The following is a 21,701-nucleotide window of genomic DNA, read 5'->3' as shown; positions in this document are numbered from 1 at the left end:
GCGCCCCGCATCCGAAGGGGCTCGGCTAGCATGCTGTGCATCATGCGTTTCGGGCTGCTTCTTCTTAGCTGCCGCGGCGAGGGCCTGTAGTCCAGGTCGACTCCCTCCCCGCGGAGCTTGGCGTTGCGTCGTCGGCCGTCCTTCCGGACACCCTGAGGAGCCCGAGTCATCATGGCGAACCGCCAGCAGCCCAGCAGCATGCCGATCCACAAGTACGGCCGGTACGAGCAGGTCGACATCCCCGACCGGACCTGGCCCGAGCAGCGGATCACCCAGGCCCCCCGTTGGCTGTCGACCGACCTGCGCGACGGCAACCAGTCCCTGATCGACCCGATGTCGCCCGAGCGCAAGCGCCGGATGTTCGACCAGCTGGTCAAGATGGGCTACAAGGAGATCGAGGTCGGCTTCCCCGCCTCCGGCCAGACGGACTTCGATTTCGTACGGTCGATCATCGAGGAGCCCGGGGTCATCCCCGACGACGTCACCATCTCCGTACTGACCCAGGCCCGCGAGGACCTGATCGAGCGGACCGTCGAGTCGCTGAAGGGCGCCAGGCGCGCCAACGTCCACCTGTACAACGCCACCGCGCCGGTCTTCCGCCGGGTCGTGTTCCGTGGCTCCAAGGACCAGATCAAGCAGATCGCCGTCGACGGCACCCGCCTGGTGATGGAGTACGCCGAGAAGCTGCTGGGCCCGGAGACCGAGTTCGGCTACCAGTACAGCCCGGAGATCTTCACCGACACCGAGCTGGACTTCGCGCTGGAGGTCTGCGAGGCGGTCATGGACGTCTGGCAGCCCGGCCCGGGCCGCGAGATCATCCTCAACCTGCCCGCCACCGTGGAGCGTTCGACCCCCTCGACCCACGCCGACCGCTTCGAGTGGATGGGCCGCAACCTGTCCCGCCGCGAGCACGTCTGCCTGTCGATCCACCCGCACAACGACCGCGGCACCGCCGTCGCCGCCGCCGAGCTGGCGCTGATGGCCGGCGCCGACCGCGTCGAGGGCTGTCTGTTCGGGCAGGGCGAGCGCACCGGCAACGTCGACCTGGTCACCCTGGGCATGAACCTGTTCTCGCAGGGCGTCGACCCGCAGATCGACTTCTCCGACATCGACGAGATCCGTCGCGTGTGGGAGTACTGCAACCAGATGGAGGTCCACCCGCGCCACCCGTACGTGGGCGACCTGGTCTACACGTCCTTCTCCGGCTCCCACCAGGACGCCATCAAGAAGGGCTTCGATGCGATGGAGGCCGACGCGGCCGCCAAGGGCGTCACCGTCGACGACATCGAGTGGGCGGTCCCGTACCTGCCGATCGACCCGAAGGACGTCGGTCGCTCCTACGAGGCCGTCATCCGCGTCAACTCGCAGTCCGGCAAGGGCGGTATCGCCTACGTCCTGAAGAACGACCACAAGCTGGACCTGCCCCGCCGGATGCAGATCGAGTTCTCGAAGATCATCCAGGCGAAGACGGACGCCGAGGGCGGCGAGGTCACCGGCGGCGACATCTGGGCCGTCTTCCAGGACGAGTACCTGCCGAACCCCGAGAACCCGTGGGGCCGTATTCAGGTCAAGAACGGTCAGTCGACCACCGACACCGACGGCGTGGACACGCTGCGGGTCGAGGCGACGGTCGACGGCGAGGACACGGTCCTGACCGGTACCGGCAACGGTCCGATCTCGGCCTTCTTCGACGCGCTGCAGAAGGTGGGTGTGGACGCCCGTCTGCTGGACTACCAGGAGCACACGATGAGCGAGGGCGCCTCCGCGCAGGCCGCCTCCTACATCGAATGCGCGATCGACGACAAGGTCCTGTGGGGAATCGGCATCGACGCGAACACGACGCGTGCGTCGCTGAAGGCGGTTGTCTCAGCGGTGAACCGCGCGGCCCGCTGACCCGTCTGACCGGGCATTTCGGGGCCCTGATCGTCGTATACGGCGATCAGGGCCCCGTCGATTGTCGGCCATCTGTTCGTGGGGGTCACGGAAAGGTCTCGTCCAGGGTGCTGACTACGCCTCGCCGATGTGGCTAACATCACGGGCACCGCTGCGATGTTGCCGCGGTGTTAAGGAGGTGCGACGTGCTGCCAGTACGGGGACGAAGCGGCCGAGCCGCCAGGCCTGCGCGCCTCCTGGGGACCCGCACAGCGTGGACACCCGTCGGGGACGGCGAGTTCTTCTGCCCGGCCTGTGGGGGCGACCGCAACTACCAGCGGCTGACCGGCCACCGCCGCTTCATCCTGCTCGGGGTGCCCGTGCTGCCGCGCGGCGAGACCGCGCCGGTCGTCGAATGCGCCGCCTGCCGCCGCCACTTCGGCACGGACGTCCTCGACCACCCCACCACCACCCGCTTCTCGGCGATGCTCCGTGACGCCGTCCACACCGTCGCGCTCGCGGTACTGGCCGCGGGCGGCACCTGTTCCCGCACGGCTCTTGAGGCCGCCGCGAGCACGGTCCGCGCGGCCGGCTTCGACGACTGCACCGAGGACCAGCTGAACGCGCTCGTCGAGGCGCTCGCCGCCGACACCGGCCGGGTCTACGGCCAGTCCTGCGGCGCCGGACTCGCCATAGAGCTGCACGAGGCCCTGGACCCGCTGGCCCCGCACCTCGCCCCGATCGGCCGCGAGTCGATCCTGCTGCAGGGCGCCCGCATCGCCCTCGCCGACGGCCCCTACACCCCCGCCGAACGCGATGTCCTGGCCACGGTGGGCGCGGCACTGACCATCTGCTCGGACGACGTGACCCGGCTGCTGGCGGCGGCGCGCACGCCGTCGTAGGCCCGGGCGTCGCGGCCTTCGTCGAACCGTGCGCCGCTCACGGCGACCAGCAGGACAACCATGCCGGTCAGCACCTGCACATAGGTGCTGACGACGGCGCGGAGCCGAAACAGCAGTGCGGCGGTCAGCAGGATGACGCCGCCCGCGATCCCCACGTACAGCCAGTCGGGGGTCAGATCGACGCGGGAGTTGTCCGCGCCGGGATCGAACGGCTGCCAGCCGCTGTGGTCGATGCCGATCAGGAGGGCCACCACGGCCCCGACGGCATCGAGGACGAGCAGCCCGACGGCCAGGGCGATGTCCCCGGCGACGGGCAGCCACTCGCGTCGGGCCGACGGGGGCGGCACATTGCCGCCGCGGAACTGCGGTAAGCCGGAGGGCCCGGAGGCGGGGTCGGTCATGGGCACCAGCCTCCTTCGAAGGCAGGGCCGGGGCCTGAGTACAGGTACTCACTACGACGCAGTACTCCCCGGGGAGTAATCCCGTCGCCCTGCCACCCCCGGCAGTACCCCTGAACTCGCCCTCACGCCCGACGAACCGCCTCCCGTCCGCCGGGAGTCTGGAAGCGACCCAGACATCCCGACCGGAGGGGGCCCGTTCATGGGGGCCGTAAGGACAGGAACACGTAGACGGCGTGCCGTGCCCTGGGCGGTGCTCGGGCTGTGGCTGGCCGCGCTCGTGCTCGCCGGACCGTTCGCCGGGAAGTTCTCCGACATCCAGCAGAACCGGTCCGTGGACTACCTGCCCGACAGTGCCGACTCCACCCAAGTGGCCCGTATCCAGGACCAGTTGCCGGGCGGCCAGGCCACCGACCTGGTGCTCGTCTACCACCGCGACGGCGGCCTCACCCCCGCCGACCGGGAGAAGGCGGGTGCCCAGGTCGCCGAGATCGGGACCACATACCAGCTCACCGGCACTCCCAAGGCGGTCCCGTCCCGTGACGGCACCACCCTCATGTACCCGCTCTCCAGCACCCGGCCCGGCCAGGACGACAAGGCGCGGGACGCCTTCGTGGACGGTGTGCGAGCGCTCGCGAACGGCGGGGCGGGGCTCAGCGTGGAGGTCGGCGGACCGGGCGGCCTCCAGACCGACATGAGCAAGGTGTTCGGCTCCATCGACGGCACCCTCCTCTACGCCACCCTCGGCGTCGTCACCGCCCTGCTCGTCCTCATCTACCGCAGCCCCTTCCTGTGGCTGGTGCCGCTCACCGTCGCCGGGGTCGCCGCGGGCATGGCGATGGCTGCCGCGTACGGCCTGCACGCGGCGTTCGGCGTCACCGTCACCGGCCAGAGCGGCGGCGTGATGACGGTCCTCGTGCTCGGCGCGGGCACCGACTACGCCCTGCTGCTCATCTCCCGGTACCGGGAGGAGCTGCGACGCCACGAGCGCCCGTACGACGCCATGAGCGCCGCCCTGCGCGGCTGCGGCCCCGCGGTCCTCGCCTCCTCGGGCACCGTCGCGGCCGGCCTGCTGTGCCTGCTCGCCGCCGACCTCAACAGCAGCCGCGGCATGGGCCCGGTCGGCATGGTGGGCGTGCTCGCCGCACTCGTCGCGATGATCACCCTGCTGCCCGCCCTGCTGGTCCTCCTCGGCCGCCGGGTCTTCTGGCCGCTGATCCCGGCCTTCGGCAGCGAGGCCAGGGCCCGCCGGTCGCTGTTCGCGGCGATGGGCAACTCGGCCACGCGCCGCCCGGCCGTCGTACTCGCCGGAGGTGCCGTACTCCTCGGCGCGCTCGCACTGGGCGCCCTCGATCTCCCCGGCACCCTCAAGCAGGAGGACTCCTTCACCCGGCAGCCCGAGTCGATCTCCGCCGCCCAGACCCTGGCCCGCGCCCATCCCGGGCACAGCAGCCAGCCCATCACCGTCATCGCCCCCACCGCCAGGGCCGACGCCGTCCTGGCCAAGGCCCGCACCACCGAGGGCGTCGCCCAGGCGGCGACCGGCCGCACCGGCTCCGGCTGGACGGAGATCTCCGTCTATGCCACCGCGGCCCCGGAGTCGAAGGGGGAGACCCGCACCATCGAGGCCCTGCGCGCCGGGCTCGACGACACCTACGGCACCTACGTCGGCGGGCCCAGCGCCCAGCAACTCGACCTGACCGACAGTCAGGCCCGGGACCGCGAGGTCGTCGTGCCGCTGGTTCTCGCCGCCGTGTTCGTGATCCTCGTGGGCCTGCTGCGCAGTCTGATCGCACCGCTGATGCTGCTCGTCGCGGTGGTCGCGGTGTGGGGCGCGGCGCTCGGGATCGGCGGGCTGGTGTTCGGGCCGGTACTGGGCTTCGCCGGCACGGACTCGGGGCTGGGGCTGTTGTCCTTCGTCTTCCTGGTCGCCCTCGGCGTCGACTACGGCATCTTCCTGATGCACCGCATGCGCGAGGAGTCCGTCGCGGGCGCCGAGCCCGAGGCGGCGGCGCTCACCGCCCTGCGCACCACGGGCGGCGTCATCGCCTCCGCGGGAGTCGTACTCGCCGCCACCTTCGCGGTGCTCACCACGCTGCCGCTGGTGGGGTTGGTCGAGCTCGGGTTCGTGATCGCGGTGGGCGTACTGCTGGACACGTTCCTGGTACGGACGTACTTGGTGACTACGGCGAGCGTGCTGCTCAAGCGCCGGGTCTGGTGGCCCGGGCGGCTGGCGCGGGCGTCGGAGCCGGTGCGGACCGAGCGGCAGCCTGAGCCCGTGTGAAGTGCGGAGAATGAACCCGTGCAGGAAACAACGACAGTGACGCGACCGCGTATGGGTGAGCGGGTCATGGCGGTGGTCAACCGCGACCCCCGCACCGCCCCGCACGGCACGCGCAACGACGCGATCCTCGCCGCGGTCCTGGCCGCGGCGGGGGTGTGCCTGGCGCTGTTCACGGCCCGGCAGGACCGCCCCGACGCGCTCGGCTGGACGCTGCTGCTGGCCGCGTACGTACCGATCGTCTGGCGGCGCCGCCACCCGCTGCTCGTCCTGGCCGCGGTGGTGGCGCTCGTCGCGCCGTACCACGCGCTGGACAACAACCACGGCGCGCCCGTGCCCGCCACCTGCGTCGCGCTGTACACGGTCGCCGTCACCGGCCGCCCGCTGCGGACCGTGCTGACCGCCGTCGCCGTCCTCGGCGTCACGGTGACCGTGATGTTCGCCGTCGACTACCACCAGGCCCTCGAACTCCTCCGCGTCTCCGGCTGGGTGATCGCCACACTGTTCTGCGGCGTCGACGTCCGCTACTACCGGCAGTACGTGGCCGCGATCGTCGAACGCGCCGAACGCGCCGAACGCACCCGCGAGGAGGAGGCCCGGCGCCGGGTCGCCGAGGAACGCCTGCGCATCGCCCGTGACCTGCACGACCTGCTCGCCCACACCATCACCCTCGTCGGCGTCCAGACCTCGGTCGCCGCGCACGTCCTGGCCGCCGACCCCGAACGCCTGGACCGGGAGACGATGGCGAAGGCCCTGGACGACATCGCGGAGACCTGCCGGACGGCGCGGGGAGAGGTGCGGACGACGCTGGAGGTGCTCCGCGAGAACGACTCCGCGGACGGCCGCGGCCCCCTCCCCGGCCTCGACGGCCTGCCCGACCTGGTGGAGACGGCACGGCTCGCGGGCGCGCGCGTCGAGCAGACGGTACGGGTACGGCAGGCCCCGCCCGCCGTCGGCGCCGCCGCCTACCGCATCGTGCAGGAGGCGCTGACCAACGCGGTACGGCATGCCGGCCCCGAACCGGCCGTACGCGTCGACCTGTACGACGACGAGGGCGCCCTGCACCTGTCCGTCACCGACGACGGCACCGGACCCGTCCCCGGCGGCACACCCGGCTTCGGGCTCATCGGCATGCGGGAGCGGGCCCGCAGCGTGGGCGGCACACTCGACGCCGGGCCGCGCACGGCGGGCGGTTTCGAGGTGACGGCCGTACTGCCACTCACGATCACGGGGGAGAGCAACGCATGACCATCCGCGTACTGCTGGCAGACGACCAGACCCTGGTACGGGCCGCGTTCGCCATGCTCGTCGAGTCGGCGCGGGACATGGAGGTCGTCGGACAGGCGGGCACCGGCCGGGAGACGGTGGAACTGGTCCGCGCCGCCTGTCCCGACCTGGTCGTGATGGACATCCGCATGCCGGACCTGGACGGCATCGAGGCGACCCGGCTGATCGCCGCCGACGAGGACCTGACGGGCGTACGGGTCCTGGTCCTCACCACCTACGACACCGACGAGAACATCGTGGAGGCGCTGCGGGCGGGGGCCTCCGGATTCCTGGTGAAGGACACCCGTCCGGCTGAACTCCTCGACGCGATCCGCACGGTGGCCGCCGGGGAGGCGCTGCTGTCACCGGGACCGACGGCACGGCTGATCGAGCGGTTCCTGCGCAGCCCGTCGGCACCCGCGACGGGCGGGCCGGAATGCCTCTCCGACCGGGAGCGGGAGGTGCTGACCCTGCTGGCGCGCGGGCTCAACAACACCGAGATCGGCGGGGCGTTGGGGCTGAGCCCGCTGACGGCGAAGACCCATGTCAGCCGGATCATGGGGAAGCTGGGGGCGCGGGACAGGGCGCAGTTGGTCATCGTGGCCTACGAGTCGGGACTGGTCACTCCGGGCACCATCTGACGGTGACTTTCCTGAGCCGCACCCTCCTCGCAGCCACCGCGCTCCTCACCCCGCTCACGGCCCTCACGCCGGCCCACGCGTCCACCGGCTGCACGTCCTCCGTCCCGTTCGTCTCGGGTGAGGGCGGCTACGACACCTACCGCATCCCGGCGACGGTCACCACCGGCCGCGGCACGGTGCTCGCCTTCGCCGAGGGCCGCCTGGGCGGTGCCGGGGACACCGGGAACATCGACGTCGTCCTCAGACGCTCTCGCGACGGGGGCTGCACCTGGGGCCCGCTGCACGTCGTGGCCGCGGGGAACGGGGACACCCGGGGCAACCCGGCCCCCGTCGTCGACCCGCGCACCGGCGCGGTCGTCCTGCTGACCTCCTACAACAGCGGCGCCGTCACCGAGGCACAGATAATGCGCGGCGAGGTCACACCCCAGCAGAGCCGACGGGTGTTCGTGCAGCGCAGCCAGGACGACGGGCGCTCCTTCACGCCGCCGCGGGACATCACGGACGAGGTGAAGCCGGCGGGCTGGCGCTGGTACGCGACCGGGCCGGGCCACGCGGTCGCACTGACCCGCGGCCCGCACGCCGGCCGTCTGGTCGTCCCCGCCAACCACTCCGTGGCCCCGCCCGCCGGTTCGCCCGCCACGGGCCAGGAGGCCGGCTACTACGGCGCGCACGCCCTCTACAGCGACGACGGGGGGCGCAACTGGCGGCTGGGCTTCGTGGACGCCTCCTACGACGGTGTGGACAACGCGAACGAATCCGCTGCCGCTCAACTTCCCGACGGGAGGCTGTACTTCAGTGCGCGGAACCAGAACGGGACGAGTGGCGGCAACCGGCTCGATGCGTACTCCGGTGACGGCGGGGAGTCCCTGGAACGCCCGTATGCGGTGCAGCCGACATTGAACGACGTTCCGGTCGTCCAGGGGAGCGTGCTCCAACTCGTCGGCCGCAAGGCGCCGTTGCTGTTTTCGGGGCCGTCCGTGCCGACCGCGCGGGTGGCGATGGCGATCTGGCGGAGTGGCGACGGCGGGGAGACGTTCACGAAGGTGCTGACGGTGTCGGCGTATCGGGCCGCATACTCCGACCTGGTGCAGGTCGACCGGGGCACGGTGGGGCTGCTGTACGAGACGGGGGTGTCGGGGCCGTACGAGAGGATCGAGTTCCGCAGGGTGCCGGTGTCCGAACTGGGTTGACTTGCTCCTTGCCCTGATGGGCGAGGATTCTGGCCTTCTCGATCGTTGCTGTGCCGCTACGCGGCACTGGGTTCGGTCGGGAGTCCGTGGCTTCCTGTTTCTTCGCGCTGTGCCGAGATTGCTCCTGGTCTTACCGGCGCTCCGCAGGCTGATACCGCCAGTCCGGCGGCCGTCTTCACGTTGATCGCGGCATTGGTGTCCCGGTCGTGGACGGTGCCGCAGGCGGTACAGGTCCATTCTCGGACGTTCAGGGGTTTGGGTCCGTCGACGGCGCCGCAGGTGGAGCAGGTCTGGGAGGTAGGTGTGAAGCGGCCGATCTTGACCAGCGTGCGGCCGTACCGTTCCGCTTTGTACTCCAGCATGCTGACGAACTGTGCCCATCCGGCGTCGTGCACGGACTTGGCCAGCTTCGTGCGCGCGAGTCCTTTCACCGCCAGGTCCTCCACGGCGATCCCTTGGTTCTCGGAGATCAGTTTCGTGGAGAGCTGGTGGTGGAACTCGCGGCGTGCATCGGCAACCGCGGCGTGGGTGCGGGCGACTTTGAGGCGGGCCTTGGCCCGGTTCTTTGACCCCTTCTGCTTGCGGGACAGTTCCTTCTGGGCCTTCTTCAGTTTCTTCTCCGCGCGCCGAAGGAACCGCGGGGAGTCGATCTTCGTGCCGTCGGAGAGCACCGCGAAGTGAGTGAGGCCGAGATCGATGCCGATGGTGCGGTCGGTCTCTGGCATCCGAGTCGCGTCGGCGGCGGGGTCGGTGTCGAGGACGAAGGAGGCGAAGAACCTGCCGGCCGCGTCCTTGATGACGGTGACGGAAGTGGGGGCGGCGGGCAGGGTACGGGACCATTTCACCTTCACCGCGCCGATCTTCGGCAGGTTCAGACGGCCGCTGCCGGTGATGTTCCAGCGGGCGTTGGCGGTGAAACGGATCGACTGCCGGGCGTCCTTACGGGACTTGAACCGGGGCGCTCCCACCTTCGGTCCCTTACGGGTGCCCTTGAGGCAGGCGAAGTAGTTGCGATACGCCCTCTCGGCATCGCGCAGGGACTGCTGGAGCAGCACTGCGGAGACCTCGCCGAGCCAGGACCGCTCCGGCGTCTGCTTGGCCTCGGTGATTAGCTTCCGGGACAGCTGACCCGCCGTCGGGAACGGCTGCCCGGCCTTATGGGCGTCTTCACGGGCGCGCACGGCGTCGTTGAACACGACGCGGGCACACCCGAACGCCCTGGCCAGCGCGGCCTGCTGAGCGGTATCGGGGTACAACCTGAAGGCGTACCGGAGCTGCATGACGATCACACTAGGCAAGTCGAATCCGCGTCGTAACCGGGAACATGTGAACGATCCGTCACCGTCGCGAAGCAGGATCCGGCTCCGCCGGAACACCACCGCGACGCTCCGCGTCGCGGCACCAAGTTTCGCTTCACCCTTGGCCTGAAGGCCGGACCGCTGCGAATGCCCGGTGGCGGCTTTCAAGACCGTTCCCTTAGACCGCTCGGGCCCCCCACCCCGCTGCCGCCCACCAGGGGCGGAGCGGGTACAGCGCACCGGGCTCGGGCTTCGCGTGGGGTCTGTGGTCCACACGGGGGCCACTGGCCCTATGTCCCGTGTCACGGAACTTTGACCGCGTGCCGTCGAACTTTGACGAACGCGGTTCGTGTCATCGAAATGTGATCGCGCAGGACGGAGGATCGGGCGGGTGTCAGCCCAGGGCTGCATCGAAGATCGCGCGGTTGGTCGAGGTGTAAGCGTGCTCTCGCTCGGACCACTGGATTCGCCCGGTGATCTCGTGGTCGTCGGCAACGCGCGGGGCCGGGCGGGCGAGGTGGCTGCGCCACCACTGAGCGTTGCGGATCTGGCGGTCGAGCGCGGCATCGATGAGGCTGGAGCGGGTGGTGGAGTCGAGCCCGTACGCGTCGGCGAGGATGCGGAGCTGTGCGGCCTGGACGGTGGCGGGTGCAGCGTCGGGTTTGGAGGAGATGCACCAGGTCCACGCCATGTACCCGAGGTCTTCGAGGGCATTGCCGGGGGCGGCGGTGTCGAAGTCGATGAAGGCGACCGGGACGTCGTCTGCGAAGACTGTGTTGTTCGGCCCCGGGTCGTGGTGGCAGACCACGGGATGCCGACCGGCCAGGTGGCTGCCGCGGGTGGCGTCGTGGAAGGCGCGAAGCAGAAAGCCGGCGGCAGCCACCTGGGGATCGGTCCAGCGCTGGAAGCGGGCGGGCACGCGGCCAGGAAGGTAGCTGAGGATCTCGCGGCCGGCCATGTCGAACCCGAGGTGCCGCGGAGCGCCGTTGAAGCCCTGCCGTCGAAGGACATCGAGCAGTTCGGCGACGAACGGGGACGATGCGGTGGCCGGCCGACGGACAGTGTTCCCGACCCTGACCACGCCCGTGGTGATGCGCCCGCCGAACAGCGGCACTTCGTTGTCCATGGCTACACCCTCCGCGCGCGGCCCATCGGTCAAACTTCAGTGGCAGACGGTCAAGGTTCGGTGGCACAGGACACCCTATTTCCGCTCACAGACCTGCGACCTTCTGATCCGTCGGATCGGGCAGCATGGCCTGAGGCCGGCCAACGGCCTCAGGCTTCGAACGCCCAGGTTGGTGATCGTGCGCGTCTATGTGCCGCCGTTGCTGTCAGAGCGGCCGTCACCTCCGAGCGATGGCGCAGCAGCGATTCGACCTGGCCGCGAGCATCAGGCGCAGACTCGCAGCGAGTAGGACGAGTCGGATACGGACTTCCGTCGCACCAGACCAACCCGCCCTCCTACTTCCGCCCCAGCCTTGCCGTCCCGAATCGCATGCAGAGCAGTCAACCGCTTGACTCCGAGTTGGGAGCACGTCACAACCGGTCCGCTCCGACCGCCCAGACGGGCTTGCCCCCCCACGCGCTGACGCGGTCTACGAGCTCAGCCGAGATAGGGCCGATCACGGTGCTCCAGGAAGTGACGGATCCGCAGCCGTTGCGTGTGGTGCATCGGCAGTTGGGCAATGTCTGCCGGCGGGACGAACCGCAGCTCCGTGGACTCGTCCGAGATCATGAGTCGGCCGCCGACCACCCGGGCGGTGAAGCAGACGTTGAACTGCCTGCGCACCTCACCATCCGAGTAGGCGATGATGTGGCGAGGGTCGGTGTACGTGCCCACGAGCCCGGTGATCTCCACGTCCAGACCCGTCTCCTCCTTCACCTCGCGGACGGCCGTTCCCGGGAGGGAGTCGGTCATCTCCATGCCGCCACCAGGCAGCGCCCAGAGATCGTTGTCCCGGCGGCGCTGAAGGAGCACGCGCCCCTCGTCGTCGGTGACCACAGCGGACGCAGCGACCACCAAGCTGTTCGGCTTTGGTGCCGCTGGGTCGTCGTAGTACTCGGTCCGTGCCATGGTCACCCTTCTGTCACCGGCGTCGCGGTCTCCCACACCGAGTCGAAACTGCTGGCGTAGGTTTCGAACATGCCGCCCTCTCCGGCATTGACCATCGCCTGGTCGTCGGCACGATAGATCGAGTTGTAGAGCGTCGTGGCGTGGGTCCGCACCTTGATGCCGGACACCTCGGCAAGTGGGCGATAGTGCATGAGGGCAAGCCGGCAACGGGACTCGATCCCGTGACCGAACTTCTCTCCCGTGCCGCGCTGTTGGACATCCGCGCCGTCCGGATCGCCGATCGCGATACGGACCGCACACCCGTCGGCCGTGCCAGAGGACCGACCCGCCATCTACGAGGTGGGCAAAGCCCTGAGCTGAATACGAAGGGCCGGTACATCGACGCCGCTCGTACGACTGCACCCGACAAAGGAAGATCGGACCAGCCCTCGGCCTGGACGGCCTTTCCGGTGGTCCGGTCGCGGAAGCCGTGATCACTACCCCGTTGCCGATGGCACCGGGGTAGTGGGCGTGCCCGAATGTGGGTGGGAACGGGGCTGACACGTACAGGCGTTCTGCGGCTGCCTCTGCTTCGGTCGAGCAGTCCTACCTCCTACAACAGCCCCGCCGTCGCCAGGAACTTGCCGACCTGCTCCACCTCGTCAGGAGACAACGGCACCTGCGGCTCCGCAGTCGCCGCACAGCCGATCACGCCCCGAAGGTGCAGCGCGGCCTTGAACGCCCCGAGGGCCGAGGAACTGCCGCCCATTCGCGCCGCGTCCCCGACCCGCACCATCCCGAACAGCGCACACAACCGCTCCTGTTCGGCCCGAGCCCGCTCCCAGTCCCCGGTGCGGCACAGCCCGTCGAGGCGGACGTAACCGTGAGGATCGACATTGGCGAGCCCGGGTACAGCCCCGTCCGCCCCCATCGCAAGTGCCGCGTCGACGAGCAGTTCCGAGCCGGTGAGGACACTGAAGCCGGTGATGTCGGACCGGGTGCGCGCGCCGCCGACGACCTCGCGGAAGCCGGCCAGATCACCGCTTGAGTCCTTGAGCCCCGCCAGCACGCCCTCGGCGGCCAGTTCGAGGACGACGTCCGCGGGCAGTTTCGAGTGCACGGCGGCCGGGATGTCGTACGCGACCACCGGTACCGGCGACGCGGCCGCGATCAGGTGGTAGTGGCGCGCGATCTCTGCGGGGTGCGTCCCCGCGTAGAACGGCGCCGTCACCACTACCGCATCCGCCCCCGCAGCCGTCACCGCCGCAACATGATCCAGCACCCTCGGCGTCGTCATGTCGATCGCCCCGGCCAGGACGGGCAGTTGACCGGCCACATGAGCCACCACCGACTCCACCACCAGCCTGCGCTGCGCGTCCCGCAGATACGCCGCCTCCGACGACGACCCCAGCACGAACAGCCCGTGCACCCCGGCCCCCACCAGATGGTCGACCAGCCTGAGCAGTGAGGGGACGTCCACCTCGCGGTCCGGTGTCAGGGGCGTGCAGACGGGCGGGACGACACCGGTCAGCGGGGCGGGGAGGGTCATGAGGGCTCCGTGGGGTGGTTCTGGTGTACCAGGTCCTGGGTCGGCTGGTTCTCCTCCACAGGATGGTGACAGCGGAAGCGGTGTCCTGCGGAGGACGCGGCCGAGAAGTCCGGCATTTCCCCCGCGCACACCTCGTCCGCCTTCCAGCACCGCGTGCGGAACGGGCAGCCGCTCGGCGGGCGCGTCGCCGACGGGACCGGGCCGGTGAGGGGGATGGGGTCGATGGGGTTCAGGAGGCCGGGGGTCGCCGAGAACAGGGCACGGGTGTACGGGTGCCTGGCCCGGTCCGTGACCTCCGCGGCCGGGGACTCCTCGACGATCCGGCCGAGGTACATGGTGATCACGCGGTCGCTCATCCGCCGTACCGTCTGGATGTCGTGCGAGACGAAGACCAGGGCCAGGTTCAGGCGCTCCTTCAGGTCCAGGAGCAGGTTCAGGATCTGGGCGCGGACCGAGACGTCCAGTGCGCTCGTCGGTTCGTCCGCCACCACCAGGTGGGGGCTGAGGGCCAGCGCCCGTGCGATCGCCACTCGTTGGCGCTGGCCGCCCGACAGTTGGCCGGGCAGCGCGTCGGCAAGGGCCCGGGGGAGGCCGACCAGTGACATCAACTCCCGTACGCGGTCGTCGCGTCGGCGCTTCGTGCCGCGCTCGTGCACGTCCAGCGGGTCCCGCAGGATCTGCCGCACCGGCAGGCGGCGGTTCAGAGCCGTCGACGGGTCCTGGAAGATCATCCCGGTGCTGCCGCCGACGGCCGCCCTGCGTTCGGCCGGCCGCATCGACCACAGGTCGCGGCCCTGGAAGGACACCGTGCCGGAGGTCGGCCGCACCACCCCGACCAGCACCTTCGCCAGCGTCGACTTGCCGCACCCCGACTCGCCGACGACGCCGACCGTCTCGCCGGGTGCGACCGTGAGATCGGCGCCGGTCAGGGCGTAGACCCGGTCCCGGGTGAACAGGCCCCCGCTGCGGGCCTTGTGGACGACATGCGCGTCGGACAGCTCGACGATCGGGTTCACAGGGTTCACAGGGTTCACTGAACGGCCTCCGGCTCCGACGTCACGAGTTCGACCGCCGGGTGGTGGCAGGCCGCCGTGTGGGTCGGTGTGCCGAGCAGGCCGGGCGGGGTGGTGCGGCAGATGTCGGTGGCGAGTGGGCAGCGGTCTGCGAAACGGCAGCCCGCCGGGAAGTCCGCGGGGGACGGGACCACGCCCCTGATCTGTGTCATGCGTTCGGCCGCCGACTCCAGGGACAGCACGCTGCCGAGCAGGCCGCGCGTGTAGTGGTGGGCCGGCGCCTCCACCAGATCGGCGGTGACGCCCGTCTCCACGATCTGGCCGCCGTACATCACCACCACCCGGTCGGTGACGTCCGCGACCAGCGCCAGATCGTGCGAGACCAGGATCAGCGCGAAGCCCAGCTCCTCGCGCAGCCGCAGCAGCAGCTCCATGACCTGTGCCTGGACCGTCACGTCCAGCGCCGTCGTCGGTTCGTCGGCGACGATCAGCTTCGGGTCGCGGGACAGGGCCATGGCGATCAGGACGCGTTGGCGCTGGCCGCCGGAGAGCTCGTGCGGATAGCTGCGCAGGGTGCGGTCGGGGTCGAGGCCGACCATCGCCAGCAGCTCGCCGGGGGTGCGGCGGCCTCCACGCCGCACGACCTGTTTGAGCTGCGCACGGATCGTCATCGCGGGGTTGAGGGACGACAGTGCGTCCTGGTAGATCATCGCCATCTCGTGCCCGAGGAGGCGACGCCGCTCCTTCATGGGCAGGGCAGGCAACTCCCGTTGCCTGAAGCGTACTTGGCCTCGGACGCGGGCGCCCTTCGGCTCCAGGCCCATGACGGCGAGCGCGGTCAGCGACTTTCCGCAGCCCGACTCGCCCACCAGGCCCAGCACTTCACCGGCGTGCACTTCGAAGCTGATGCCGTCGACGATGTCGACCCCGCCATGTCGCCCTTCGAAGCCAATGGCAAGGTTCTCAACTGCTAGAACGGCCGGTCCGGCAGCGCCCCGAAGGGGCGCGGGGCTGTATTGAATCTGCGGCTTCCGCCGCGCGGGCGCGACCAGCCCCGACGACGCCGCACTCGCCCGACGGCCAGTCGTGGCACCCCTCTCGGCGTGCCGACCCCGCAGCCGCTGCGCCGCGGCCGCCAGGCCAGGCAGTTGGAACACCTCCCCGCTGCCCGGCTCCGGATCCTCCAGCCGGTCGCGGTCCCCGCGTACGTCGACCTCCCGCGCCGGCGGAGCCGCCCACGCATCCGACACCCCCTCCGACAGAACGTTCAACGACAGCACGGTCACCAACATCAGCAGCCCCGGGAAGACAGTCGCCCACCACCCCCCGGTCAGCACCATGTCCTTGCCGTCGGCGATGACGCTGCCCCAGGACGGGTCCGGAGGACGCACCCCCGCGCCGATGAAGGACAGCGAGGCCTCGAAGACGATGGCCTCTGCGACCTGCACCGTGCAGAACACCAGCACCGGAGCGGCACAGTTGACGGCAACATGGCGAAGCACGATGTGCGGCGTCCGCGCGCCGATCACCCGTTCCGCCGTCACATAGTCCTCGCCGTACTGGTCGAGGACGTTCGCCCGTACGACCCTTGCCACCGGCGGCATGAACAGGAACGCGATCGCGCAGATCAGCACGGTGATCCCACCGCCGAACACGGCGACCAGGACCGCCGCGAGCGCGATGCCGGGGAAGGCCATCACCACGTCCAGACAGCGCATCAGCGTCTCGTCGACCCCCTTGCGGGAGGTCGCGGCGGCCGCACCGACCACCGCTCCCACCACCAGCGCGAGGCCCGTCGCGCCGAGGCCGATCGCCAGGGACCAACGGGCGCCGTACATCAGCCGGCTGAGGATGTCCCGGCCGAGGCTGTCCTGGCCCATCCAGTGCTCGGCGGACGGATGCCCGGTGCCGTCGACCGGCGGCTGCTGGTCGAGCGGGTCGTCCGGCGCGAGCAGGGGTGCCAGCAGAGCCGCCAGGACCACGACGGCCAGGAAGCAGACGGCGACCTTCGACAGCGGCGGCAGCCGGCGCCAGCCGCGCAGGCGGAGGCCGGGCCGGGACAGTGCCTGGGTGAGGCTCTTGCGCGTGAACTGCGGGAACTGCGGGAACTGGGAGGTCATGCGGTCGTGTCCCTCAGTCGCGGGTTGACCAGCAGGTAGAGGATGTCGATGACGAGGTTGACGACCACGAAGCCGGTCGCGGTGGTCAGCACGACGCCCTGCACGACGGCCGGGTCGCCGTTCTTCACGGCGTCGATCATCAGCTTGCCCATGCCGGGGAGCGAGAAGATCGTCTCGATGACGACCGCACCGCCGAGCAGATAACCGACGCGCAGGCCCAGCACGGTGAGCGGGTTGATGAGGGCGTTGCGCAGGACGTTGCGGCCCACCACCACGCGGGGTGGCAGGCCGCTGCCGATCGCCGTGCGGACGTAGTCCTTGTCCAGCTCTTCGACCACCGACGTCCGGACGATCCGGGTGAGTTGCGCCGCCACCGGCAGCGACAGCGCGAGAGCGGGCAGGGTCATGGTCCCCAGCCAGCCGGTGAAGGAGTCGGCGGGGTTGATGTAGCCGCCGGTCGGGAACCAGCCCTGGTCGACCGCCAGGTACTGGATCATCAGCAGCGCCAGCCAGAAGCCCGGGGCCGCGACGCCGGTGAGGGAGACGACGCGGATGATCTGGTCGGGCAGCCGGTCCCGGTAGATGGCTGCCGTCACCCCGCCGGCCAGGGACAGCACCACCGCGATGCCGAGGCCCAGGAAGGTGAGCTGGAGGGTCAGCGGCAGCGCGGTGGTGACCTGGTCGACGACGGGCGCGCGGGTCAGGGCGCTGGTGCCCATGTCGCCGTGGAGCAGGTCGCCGACGAAGTGGACGTAGCGCACCGGCAGCGGATCGAGCAGACCGTTCTGCTCGCGGAAGTCGTGCAGCTGCTGCGGGGTGGGGTTCGCGCCCTGGAAGAACGCGGACGCCGGGTCGACGTCCGAGAAGCGCATCACCAGGAACACGAACAGCACGATGCCGAGCATCAGCGGCACCAGCAGGGCGATACGGCGGAGCAGGATGCGGAGAACCGCGACCATGGGGCTAGACCCACTTGGCCTGGAGCAGGTTGATGCCGGGATACGGCTGTGCCCTTATGCCGGTGAGCTTCGTCGGGTCCCAGGCGGTCATCAGCTCGTTGTGGACGACCGGGTAGAGGACGGCCTGTTCGGCGACGACGTCGATGTAGTCCTGGATCATCGCCTTCTTCTTCGCCGGTTCGGCCTCCTGGGTGGCCCGGTCCATGTCCTTGAAGAGCTGCTTCGCTACGGAGTTGTCCGCCCAGCGCGTGTACTGCATCCAGAGGTTGGTGGGGCCGTAGTTGTAGTGCATGATCAGGTCCGCGTCGAGACCGAACTGGTTGGGGTTCGAGGCCGCGGCGACGACCTGGTAGTCCTGCTTCTGGTCCATCTTGGTGAAGACGGCGGTGGTCTCCTGCGGCGACAGGGTCGTACGGACCCCGATCGCGTCCCAGGACGCCTTGATGGTCGGCAGGCAGTCGACGATCCAACTCACGTTCACGGCGAGGACGTCGATGCTGAGGTTCTTGACCCCGGCCGCCTTGAGCAGGGCTTTCGCCTTCTCGGGGTCGTAGTCGTAGACGGTCTTCGCCCGCCGGTAGCTGGGGTTGCCCTCGTTCAGGAACGAGGACGACGGCTTTCCGTGCCCCTTCAGCGCGACCTGCACCATCTTCTCGGTGTCGATGGCGTAGTGCAGCGCCTGCCGCACGCGTACGTCGTCGAAGGGCTTGTGCTCGGTGTTGAACATCAGGAACAGGTTGTTCATCCCTGCCCCGCCCGCGACCGTCAGCCCACTGCTCTTGAGCTGCTCGATGTTGGCGTAGGGGATGTTGTCGGAGATCTGCGCGCCCGCGCTGGAGCCGGAGATCCGCGCGACGCGCGGGGCGGCGTCCACGATGGTCAGCCAGTTCATCTTCTTGAAGGCCGCCGGGCGCGGGCCGTTGTAGTCGGCGAACGCCTCGAAGGTGGTGTTCGACTTCGGGTGGTGCGCGGTCTGCCTGTACGGCCCCGAGCCGATCGCGAGACCCGTGATGGCCTTGTCCCAGGCGCCCGGCTTCGAGAAGACGTGCTTCGGCATGATCTTCGCGAGAGTGAGCCGGGAGAGCCCGTCCGGGAAGGGGAACTTGAGCACCAGCTCGACGTTCTGCGCGTCGATTTTCCGGACCTCCTTCAGCCAGCTCGCGAAGAAGCCCTTGGCGAGGGTCTGGGTCTTCGGGTCCAGGATCCGGTCGAAGACGAAGACGACGTCGTCGGCGGTGACGGGTTTCCCGTCGTGGAACTTCGCTCCCGCCCGCAGGGTGAACTTCCAGGAGGTGGAGTTCAGGTCCTTCGGCATCGCGGTCGCGAGCGCCGCGTACGGCTTGCGGGAGATCGGGTCGGTGTCGAGCAGACCCTCGTAGATGTGGTTGTTGGCAGCCATGCAGAAGGCGGACGCGGTCTGCGTGGGATCCCAGGTGCCGTCGTTGCCGTAGCCGATGACCGCCGTCAGCGTGCGGTCCTTGCCGCCCCCGCCGCCGGTGTCGTTGGTGGACTGGGGCCCGGACGAACAGGCCGACAGCGACGCGGAGACGGCGGTGGCCGCACCCAGCGCGCCGGTGTACTTCAGGAAGGTCCGGCGATGCACGGTTCCTCCAGCGGAGAGTGCCATCGAGAGTGAGGAGATACGACGTCCTACGTCCTGTCGTCAGCCGCGACCATAGGAGGGGCGCAGGGGGTGGTCAAGAGCCCGCACACGAATGGCGTAGCTGCCAGAGGTCGGCCCAATGGCGGTATGAAATGGCGGGAGTTGGCGCATGTCAACGCCGGACATGGGACGTGGGACGTCCGGCGCGCGTACGATGCGGCGCATGTCCCGGGAGTCGAGGAACAGCCGCATACGGCGCGAGGTCGTGCAGCTGATCCTCGACCGCAGGCTCCGGCCCGGCGCCCCGCTGCCCACCGAGGCCGAACTGATGGAGGACCTCGGCGTCAGCCGCAACTCCGTGCGCGAGGCACTCAAGGCACTCCAGGCGCTGGACATCGTGGAGATCAGACACGGCTACGGCACCTATGTCGGCCAGGCGTCCCTGACACCCCTCGTCGACGGTCTCACCTTCCGCACCCTGGCCCGGCACGACGACGACACCGGGGCACTCGGCGAGATCCTCCAGGTGCGGGAGGTGCTGGAGGAGGGTCTTGTCCGGCGGATCGCGGGGACGGTCACCGAGGCGCAGCTGGACGCGCTGGACGAGGTCGTGGCCCGGATGGGGGCGGCGGTCCGGGCCGATCACCCCTTGGACGAACTGGACCGAGAGTTCCACGAGTTGCTCTACGCCTCCCTCGGCAACGCGTTCGTGCCCCAGCTGCTGGGCGCGTTCTGGACCGTGTTCCGCAGGGTCGCGGGCGCCCGCGGCTGGACGGACGACCCGGCGCCCGAGCTGACGGTCCGCCGCCACCGGGACATCGTGACGGCCCTGCGGGCCGGGGACGCCGAGGGCGCCCAGCAGGCGATGGCACACCACTTCCGCGGCATCGAGGCCCGTACGCTGACCCGGTGACGGACACCTGGCATCCCGCGGACCCCGGTGTGCTGCGACTGCCCTCGGGACGGCTCGTCCGGGGCCGCGGCTTGCGGCACGCGCTGCCTCCGGACGCGCCCACGCCCTCGTACGCCGTCTACCTTCTGGGCAGGCAGCCCCCGCCCGTCCCCTGGGAGTCCACCTGGATCCGCTGGCCCGACTTCCGCCTCCCCGCCGACCGCACGGCCGCCCGCGCCGCGCTGGCCGCCGCCTGGGAACGGACGGCGACCGAGCGCGTCGAGATCGCCTGCGGAGGCGGCCGCGGCCGCACCGGCACGGCACTGGCCTGCCTGGCGGTCCTGGACGGCGTACCACCGGAGGAGGCGGTGGACTTCGTACGGCGCAACTACGACCGGCACGCGGTGGAGACTCCGTGGCAGAAGCGGTACGTGCGCAGGTTCTGAGCGAGTCGGGCGAAACCCCTTGGGGTGCGGGGGCGCCCTCAAGGGGCGCGGAGCCGCACATCGGCACAGCTCGCGTAGCGACTACCCGAGGGCACTCGCCAGGACAGCCGCAGTCTCCGCGATCAGCTCGTGATCCCACGCCGCGCCCCGGTCGGGCTTGGTCACCTGCACGGCCAGCACGATCGGCGTCCCGTCCGGCGTCCACGCGACGCCCGCGTTGTTGTTCGCGCCGTAGAACCCCGCGCCGGTCTTGTCGGCCACCGTCCACGTGCTGGGCAGCCCCGCGCGGAGGCGGTTGCCGCTGGTGGTGTTGTTCAGCAGCCAGTGGGTGAGGAGTGCGCGGTCCCGGCGGTCGAGGACGTCGCCGAGGACGAGGCGGGCGTACGAGCGTCCGATCGCGCGCGGGGTCGTCGTGTCGGTGATCCGCCACGGTTCCGCCGAGTTGAGGTCGGTCTCCCAGCGGTCGAGGCGGGTCACGGGGTCGCCGATCGAGCGGGCGAACCGGGTGATCGCGGTGGGGCCGCCCAGCTCGCGCAGCAGCAGGTTGCCGGCGGTGTTGTCGCTGTAGCGGATGGCCACGTCGGCGAGTTCGGCGACCGTCATGCCCTCGGCCAGGTGCTCCCGGGTCTTGTCCGAGCCGTCGACGAGGTCGGCCTCCGTGTAGTGGATGCGCCGCGCGAGGACCTCGCCGTGCCGGTCCAGATCGCGCAGGACGGCCGCGGCCGCCAGGGTCTTGAAGAGCGAGCAGACGGGGAAGAGCTCGTCGGCACGGTGGTCGACGGTCTGCTTCGTACGGACGTTGTGTGCGAACACGCCCAGACGGGCGCCGTGTTGCTGTTCCAGCTCGCGCAGCCGGTCGCCGGTGGCGGCGTGGGCGGGTGCGCCGGCGAGAAGTGCTGCGGCGGTGGCGGTGCCTGCGGTGAGCAGGGTGCGGCGGCCTAAGATCTCGGACTCCTTCGCTCGGTACGGGATGTCGATCTCTTCAGTGACCGACGCCGTACGTCATCCCTTGGTTGCCCGGCCGTAGACCATCGGCGGACGGCGGTGCGGGCGCGTCCTCGCCACAGTGGGGACATGGAGAAGACGAAGGGGATCAATAGGGCGCAGTTCCTGGCAGGGGTGTCGGCCCTAGGCCGTTTCCTTCAGATCATCGGATCGTTGGTCTGGTGTGTCGTTGACTGACGCCCAGTGGGCACGCATCGAGCCGTTGCTGCCGGA

Annotated in this window: 18 protein-coding genes and 1 pseudogene; 8 read left to right on the top strand and 11 right to left on the bottom strand. The window is 70.1% G+C overall.

All coding sequences use genetic code 11. The features are described 5' to 3' along the window. Positions 1–171: 171 nt before the first annotated feature. Positions 172–1,893, top strand: coding sequence for a 2-isopropylmalate synthase (gene leuA, locus ACWDAG_RS46335; protein WP_450701619.1), 1,722 nt, complete (start codon positions 172–174; stop codon positions 1,891–1,893). A 185-nt stretch (positions 1,894–2,078) separates the two neighbouring features. Continuing rightward, on the top strand, positions 2,079–2,774 hold the full coding sequence (locus ACWDAG_RS46330) for a tellurite resistance TerB family protein (RefSeq protein WP_450701618.1): 696 nt from the start codon (positions 2,079–2,081) through the stop codon (positions 2,772–2,774). Here ACWDAG_RS46330 and ACWDAG_RS46325 read toward each other — a convergent pair. Next, positions 2,669–3,175: a DUF6234 family protein gene (locus ACWDAG_RS46325; RefSeq protein ID WP_450701617.1), complete on the bottom strand. Its 507-nt coding sequence runs from the start codon at positions 3,173–3,175 to the stop codon at positions 2,669–2,671. The two genes, ACWDAG_RS46330 and ACWDAG_RS46325, sit on opposite strands and share 106 nt — an antisense overlap. Positions 3,176–3,374: 199 nt before the next feature. On the opposite strand from ACWDAG_RS46325, the gene ACWDAG_RS46320 reads away from it, so the two are divergent. From ACWDAG_RS46320 to ACWDAG_RS46305, 4 genes are read left to right on the top strand one after another with little or no spacing between them, the layout of a single operon-like run. Continuing rightward, the gene (locus ACWDAG_RS46320; RefSeq protein WP_450701616.1) at positions 3,375–5,456 is read left to right on the top strand and encodes an MMPL family transporter; all 2,082 of its coding nucleotides are present in this window, start codon (positions 3,375–3,377) and stop codon (positions 5,454–5,456) included. Positions 5,457–5,474: 18 nt separating this feature from the next. Then, the gene (locus ACWDAG_RS46315) at positions 5,475–6,701 is read left to right on the top strand and encodes a sensor histidine kinase (protein ID WP_450701615.1); all 1,227 of its coding nucleotides are present in this window, start codon (positions 5,475–5,477) and stop codon (positions 6,699–6,701) included. After that, a complete protein-coding gene (locus tag ACWDAG_RS46310) occupies positions 6,698–7,360 on the top strand; it encodes a response regulator (RefSeq protein ID WP_450701614.1) in 663 nt (220 codons plus the stop codon). The genes ACWDAG_RS46315 and ACWDAG_RS46310 overlap by 4 nt, the downstream gene beginning before the upstream one ends. A gap of 2 nt (positions 7,361–7,362) precedes the next feature. Then, complete coding sequence (locus tag ACWDAG_RS46305) at positions 7,363–8,550, top strand: sialidase family protein (protein WP_450701613.1); 1,188 nt, start codon at positions 7,363–7,365, stop codon at positions 8,548–8,550. A gap of 56 nt (positions 8,551–8,606) precedes the next feature. Here the strand turns inward: ACWDAG_RS46305 and ACWDAG_RS46300 are convergent, their stop codons facing one another. The 9 genes and pseudogenes from ACWDAG_RS46300 to ACWDAG_RS46260 form a co-directional block, all read right to left on the bottom strand. Further along, positions 8,607–9,830, bottom strand: coding sequence for an RNA-guided endonuclease InsQ/TnpB family protein (locus ACWDAG_RS46300; protein ID WP_450701612.1), 1,224 nt, complete (start codon positions 9,828–9,830; stop codon positions 8,607–8,609). Positions 9,831–10,242: 412 nt separating this feature from the next. Then, on the bottom strand, positions 10,243–10,974 hold the full coding sequence (locus tag ACWDAG_RS46295; RefSeq protein ID WP_450701611.1) for a phosphotransferase family protein: 732 nt from the start codon (positions 10,972–10,974) through the stop codon (positions 10,243–10,245). A 477-nt stretch (positions 10,975–11,451) separates the two neighbouring features. Beyond that, complete coding sequence (locus ACWDAG_RS46290; RefSeq protein WP_450701610.1) at positions 11,452–11,922, bottom strand: NUDIX domain-containing protein; 471 nt, start codon at positions 11,920–11,922, stop codon at positions 11,452–11,454. A gap of 2 nt (positions 11,923–11,924) precedes the next feature. Next, positions 11,925–12,230 (bottom strand): annotated as a pseudogene (locus ACWDAG_RS46285) (XRE family transcriptional regulator); the annotation flags it as partial. A gap of 284 nt (positions 12,231–12,514) precedes the next feature. Continuing rightward, positions 12,515–13,450, bottom strand: a complete 936-nt coding sequence (locus tag ACWDAG_RS46280) for a dihydrodipicolinate synthase family protein (RefSeq protein WP_450701609.1) — start codon at positions 13,448–13,450, stop codon at positions 12,515–12,517. Further along, positions 13,447–14,466 (bottom strand): oligopeptide/dipeptide ABC transporter ATP-binding protein, encoded by a 1,020-nt coding sequence (locus tag ACWDAG_RS46275; protein ID WP_450701627.1) that lies wholly within the window; start codon positions 14,464–14,466, stop codon positions 13,447–13,449. The genes ACWDAG_RS46280 and ACWDAG_RS46275 overlap by 4 nt, the downstream gene beginning before the upstream one ends. A 14-nt stretch (positions 14,467–14,480) precedes the next feature. Continuing rightward, complete coding sequence (locus ACWDAG_RS46270; protein WP_450701608.1) at positions 14,481–16,583, bottom strand: dipeptide/oligopeptide/nickel ABC transporter permease/ATP-binding protein; 2,103 nt, start codon at positions 16,581–16,583, stop codon at positions 14,481–14,483. After that, positions 16,580–17,542 carry an ABC transporter permease gene (locus tag ACWDAG_RS46265; protein ID WP_450701607.1) on the bottom strand — a complete coding sequence of 321 codons (963 nt, stop codon included), beginning with the start codon at positions 17,540–17,542 and terminating at the stop codon, positions 16,580–16,582. The genes ACWDAG_RS46270 and ACWDAG_RS46265 overlap by 4 nt, the downstream gene beginning before the upstream one ends. A 4-nt stretch (positions 17,543–17,546) precedes the next feature. Next, the gene (locus ACWDAG_RS46260) at positions 17,547–19,169 is read right to left on the bottom strand and encodes an ABC transporter substrate-binding protein (RefSeq protein ID WP_450701606.1); all 1,623 of its coding nucleotides are present in this window, start codon (positions 19,167–19,169) and stop codon (positions 17,547–17,549) included. Between the two features lie 190 nt (positions 19,170–19,359). Between ACWDAG_RS46260 and ACWDAG_RS46255 the strand changes: the two genes are divergently transcribed. Continuing rightward, complete coding sequence (locus tag ACWDAG_RS46255) at positions 19,360–20,058, top strand: FadR/GntR family transcriptional regulator (protein WP_450701626.1); 699 nt, start codon at positions 19,360–19,362, stop codon at positions 20,056–20,058. After that, the gene (locus ACWDAG_RS46250; RefSeq protein ID WP_450701605.1) at positions 20,055–20,483 is read left to right on the top strand and encodes a phosphatase domain-containing protein; all 429 of its coding nucleotides are present in this window, start codon (positions 20,055–20,057) and stop codon (positions 20,481–20,483) included. Before ACWDAG_RS46255 ends, ACWDAG_RS46250 begins: the two co-directional genes overlap by 4 nt. Positions 20,484–20,564: 81 nt before the next feature. Here ACWDAG_RS46250 and bla read toward each other — a convergent pair whose 3' ends face one another. Then, positions 20,565–21,455, bottom strand: coding sequence for a class A beta-lactamase (gene bla, locus ACWDAG_RS46245; protein ID WP_450701625.1), 891 nt, complete (start codon positions 21,453–21,455; stop codon positions 20,565–20,567). Between the last annotated feature and the right edge of the window lie 246 nt (positions 21,456–21,701).

The sequence above is a fragment of the Streptomyces sp. NPDC001157 genome (genome assembly GCF_053598255.1).
Note: the sequence above shows the minus strand (reverse complement) of the source record. Positions and strands in the feature narration are given on the sequence as shown.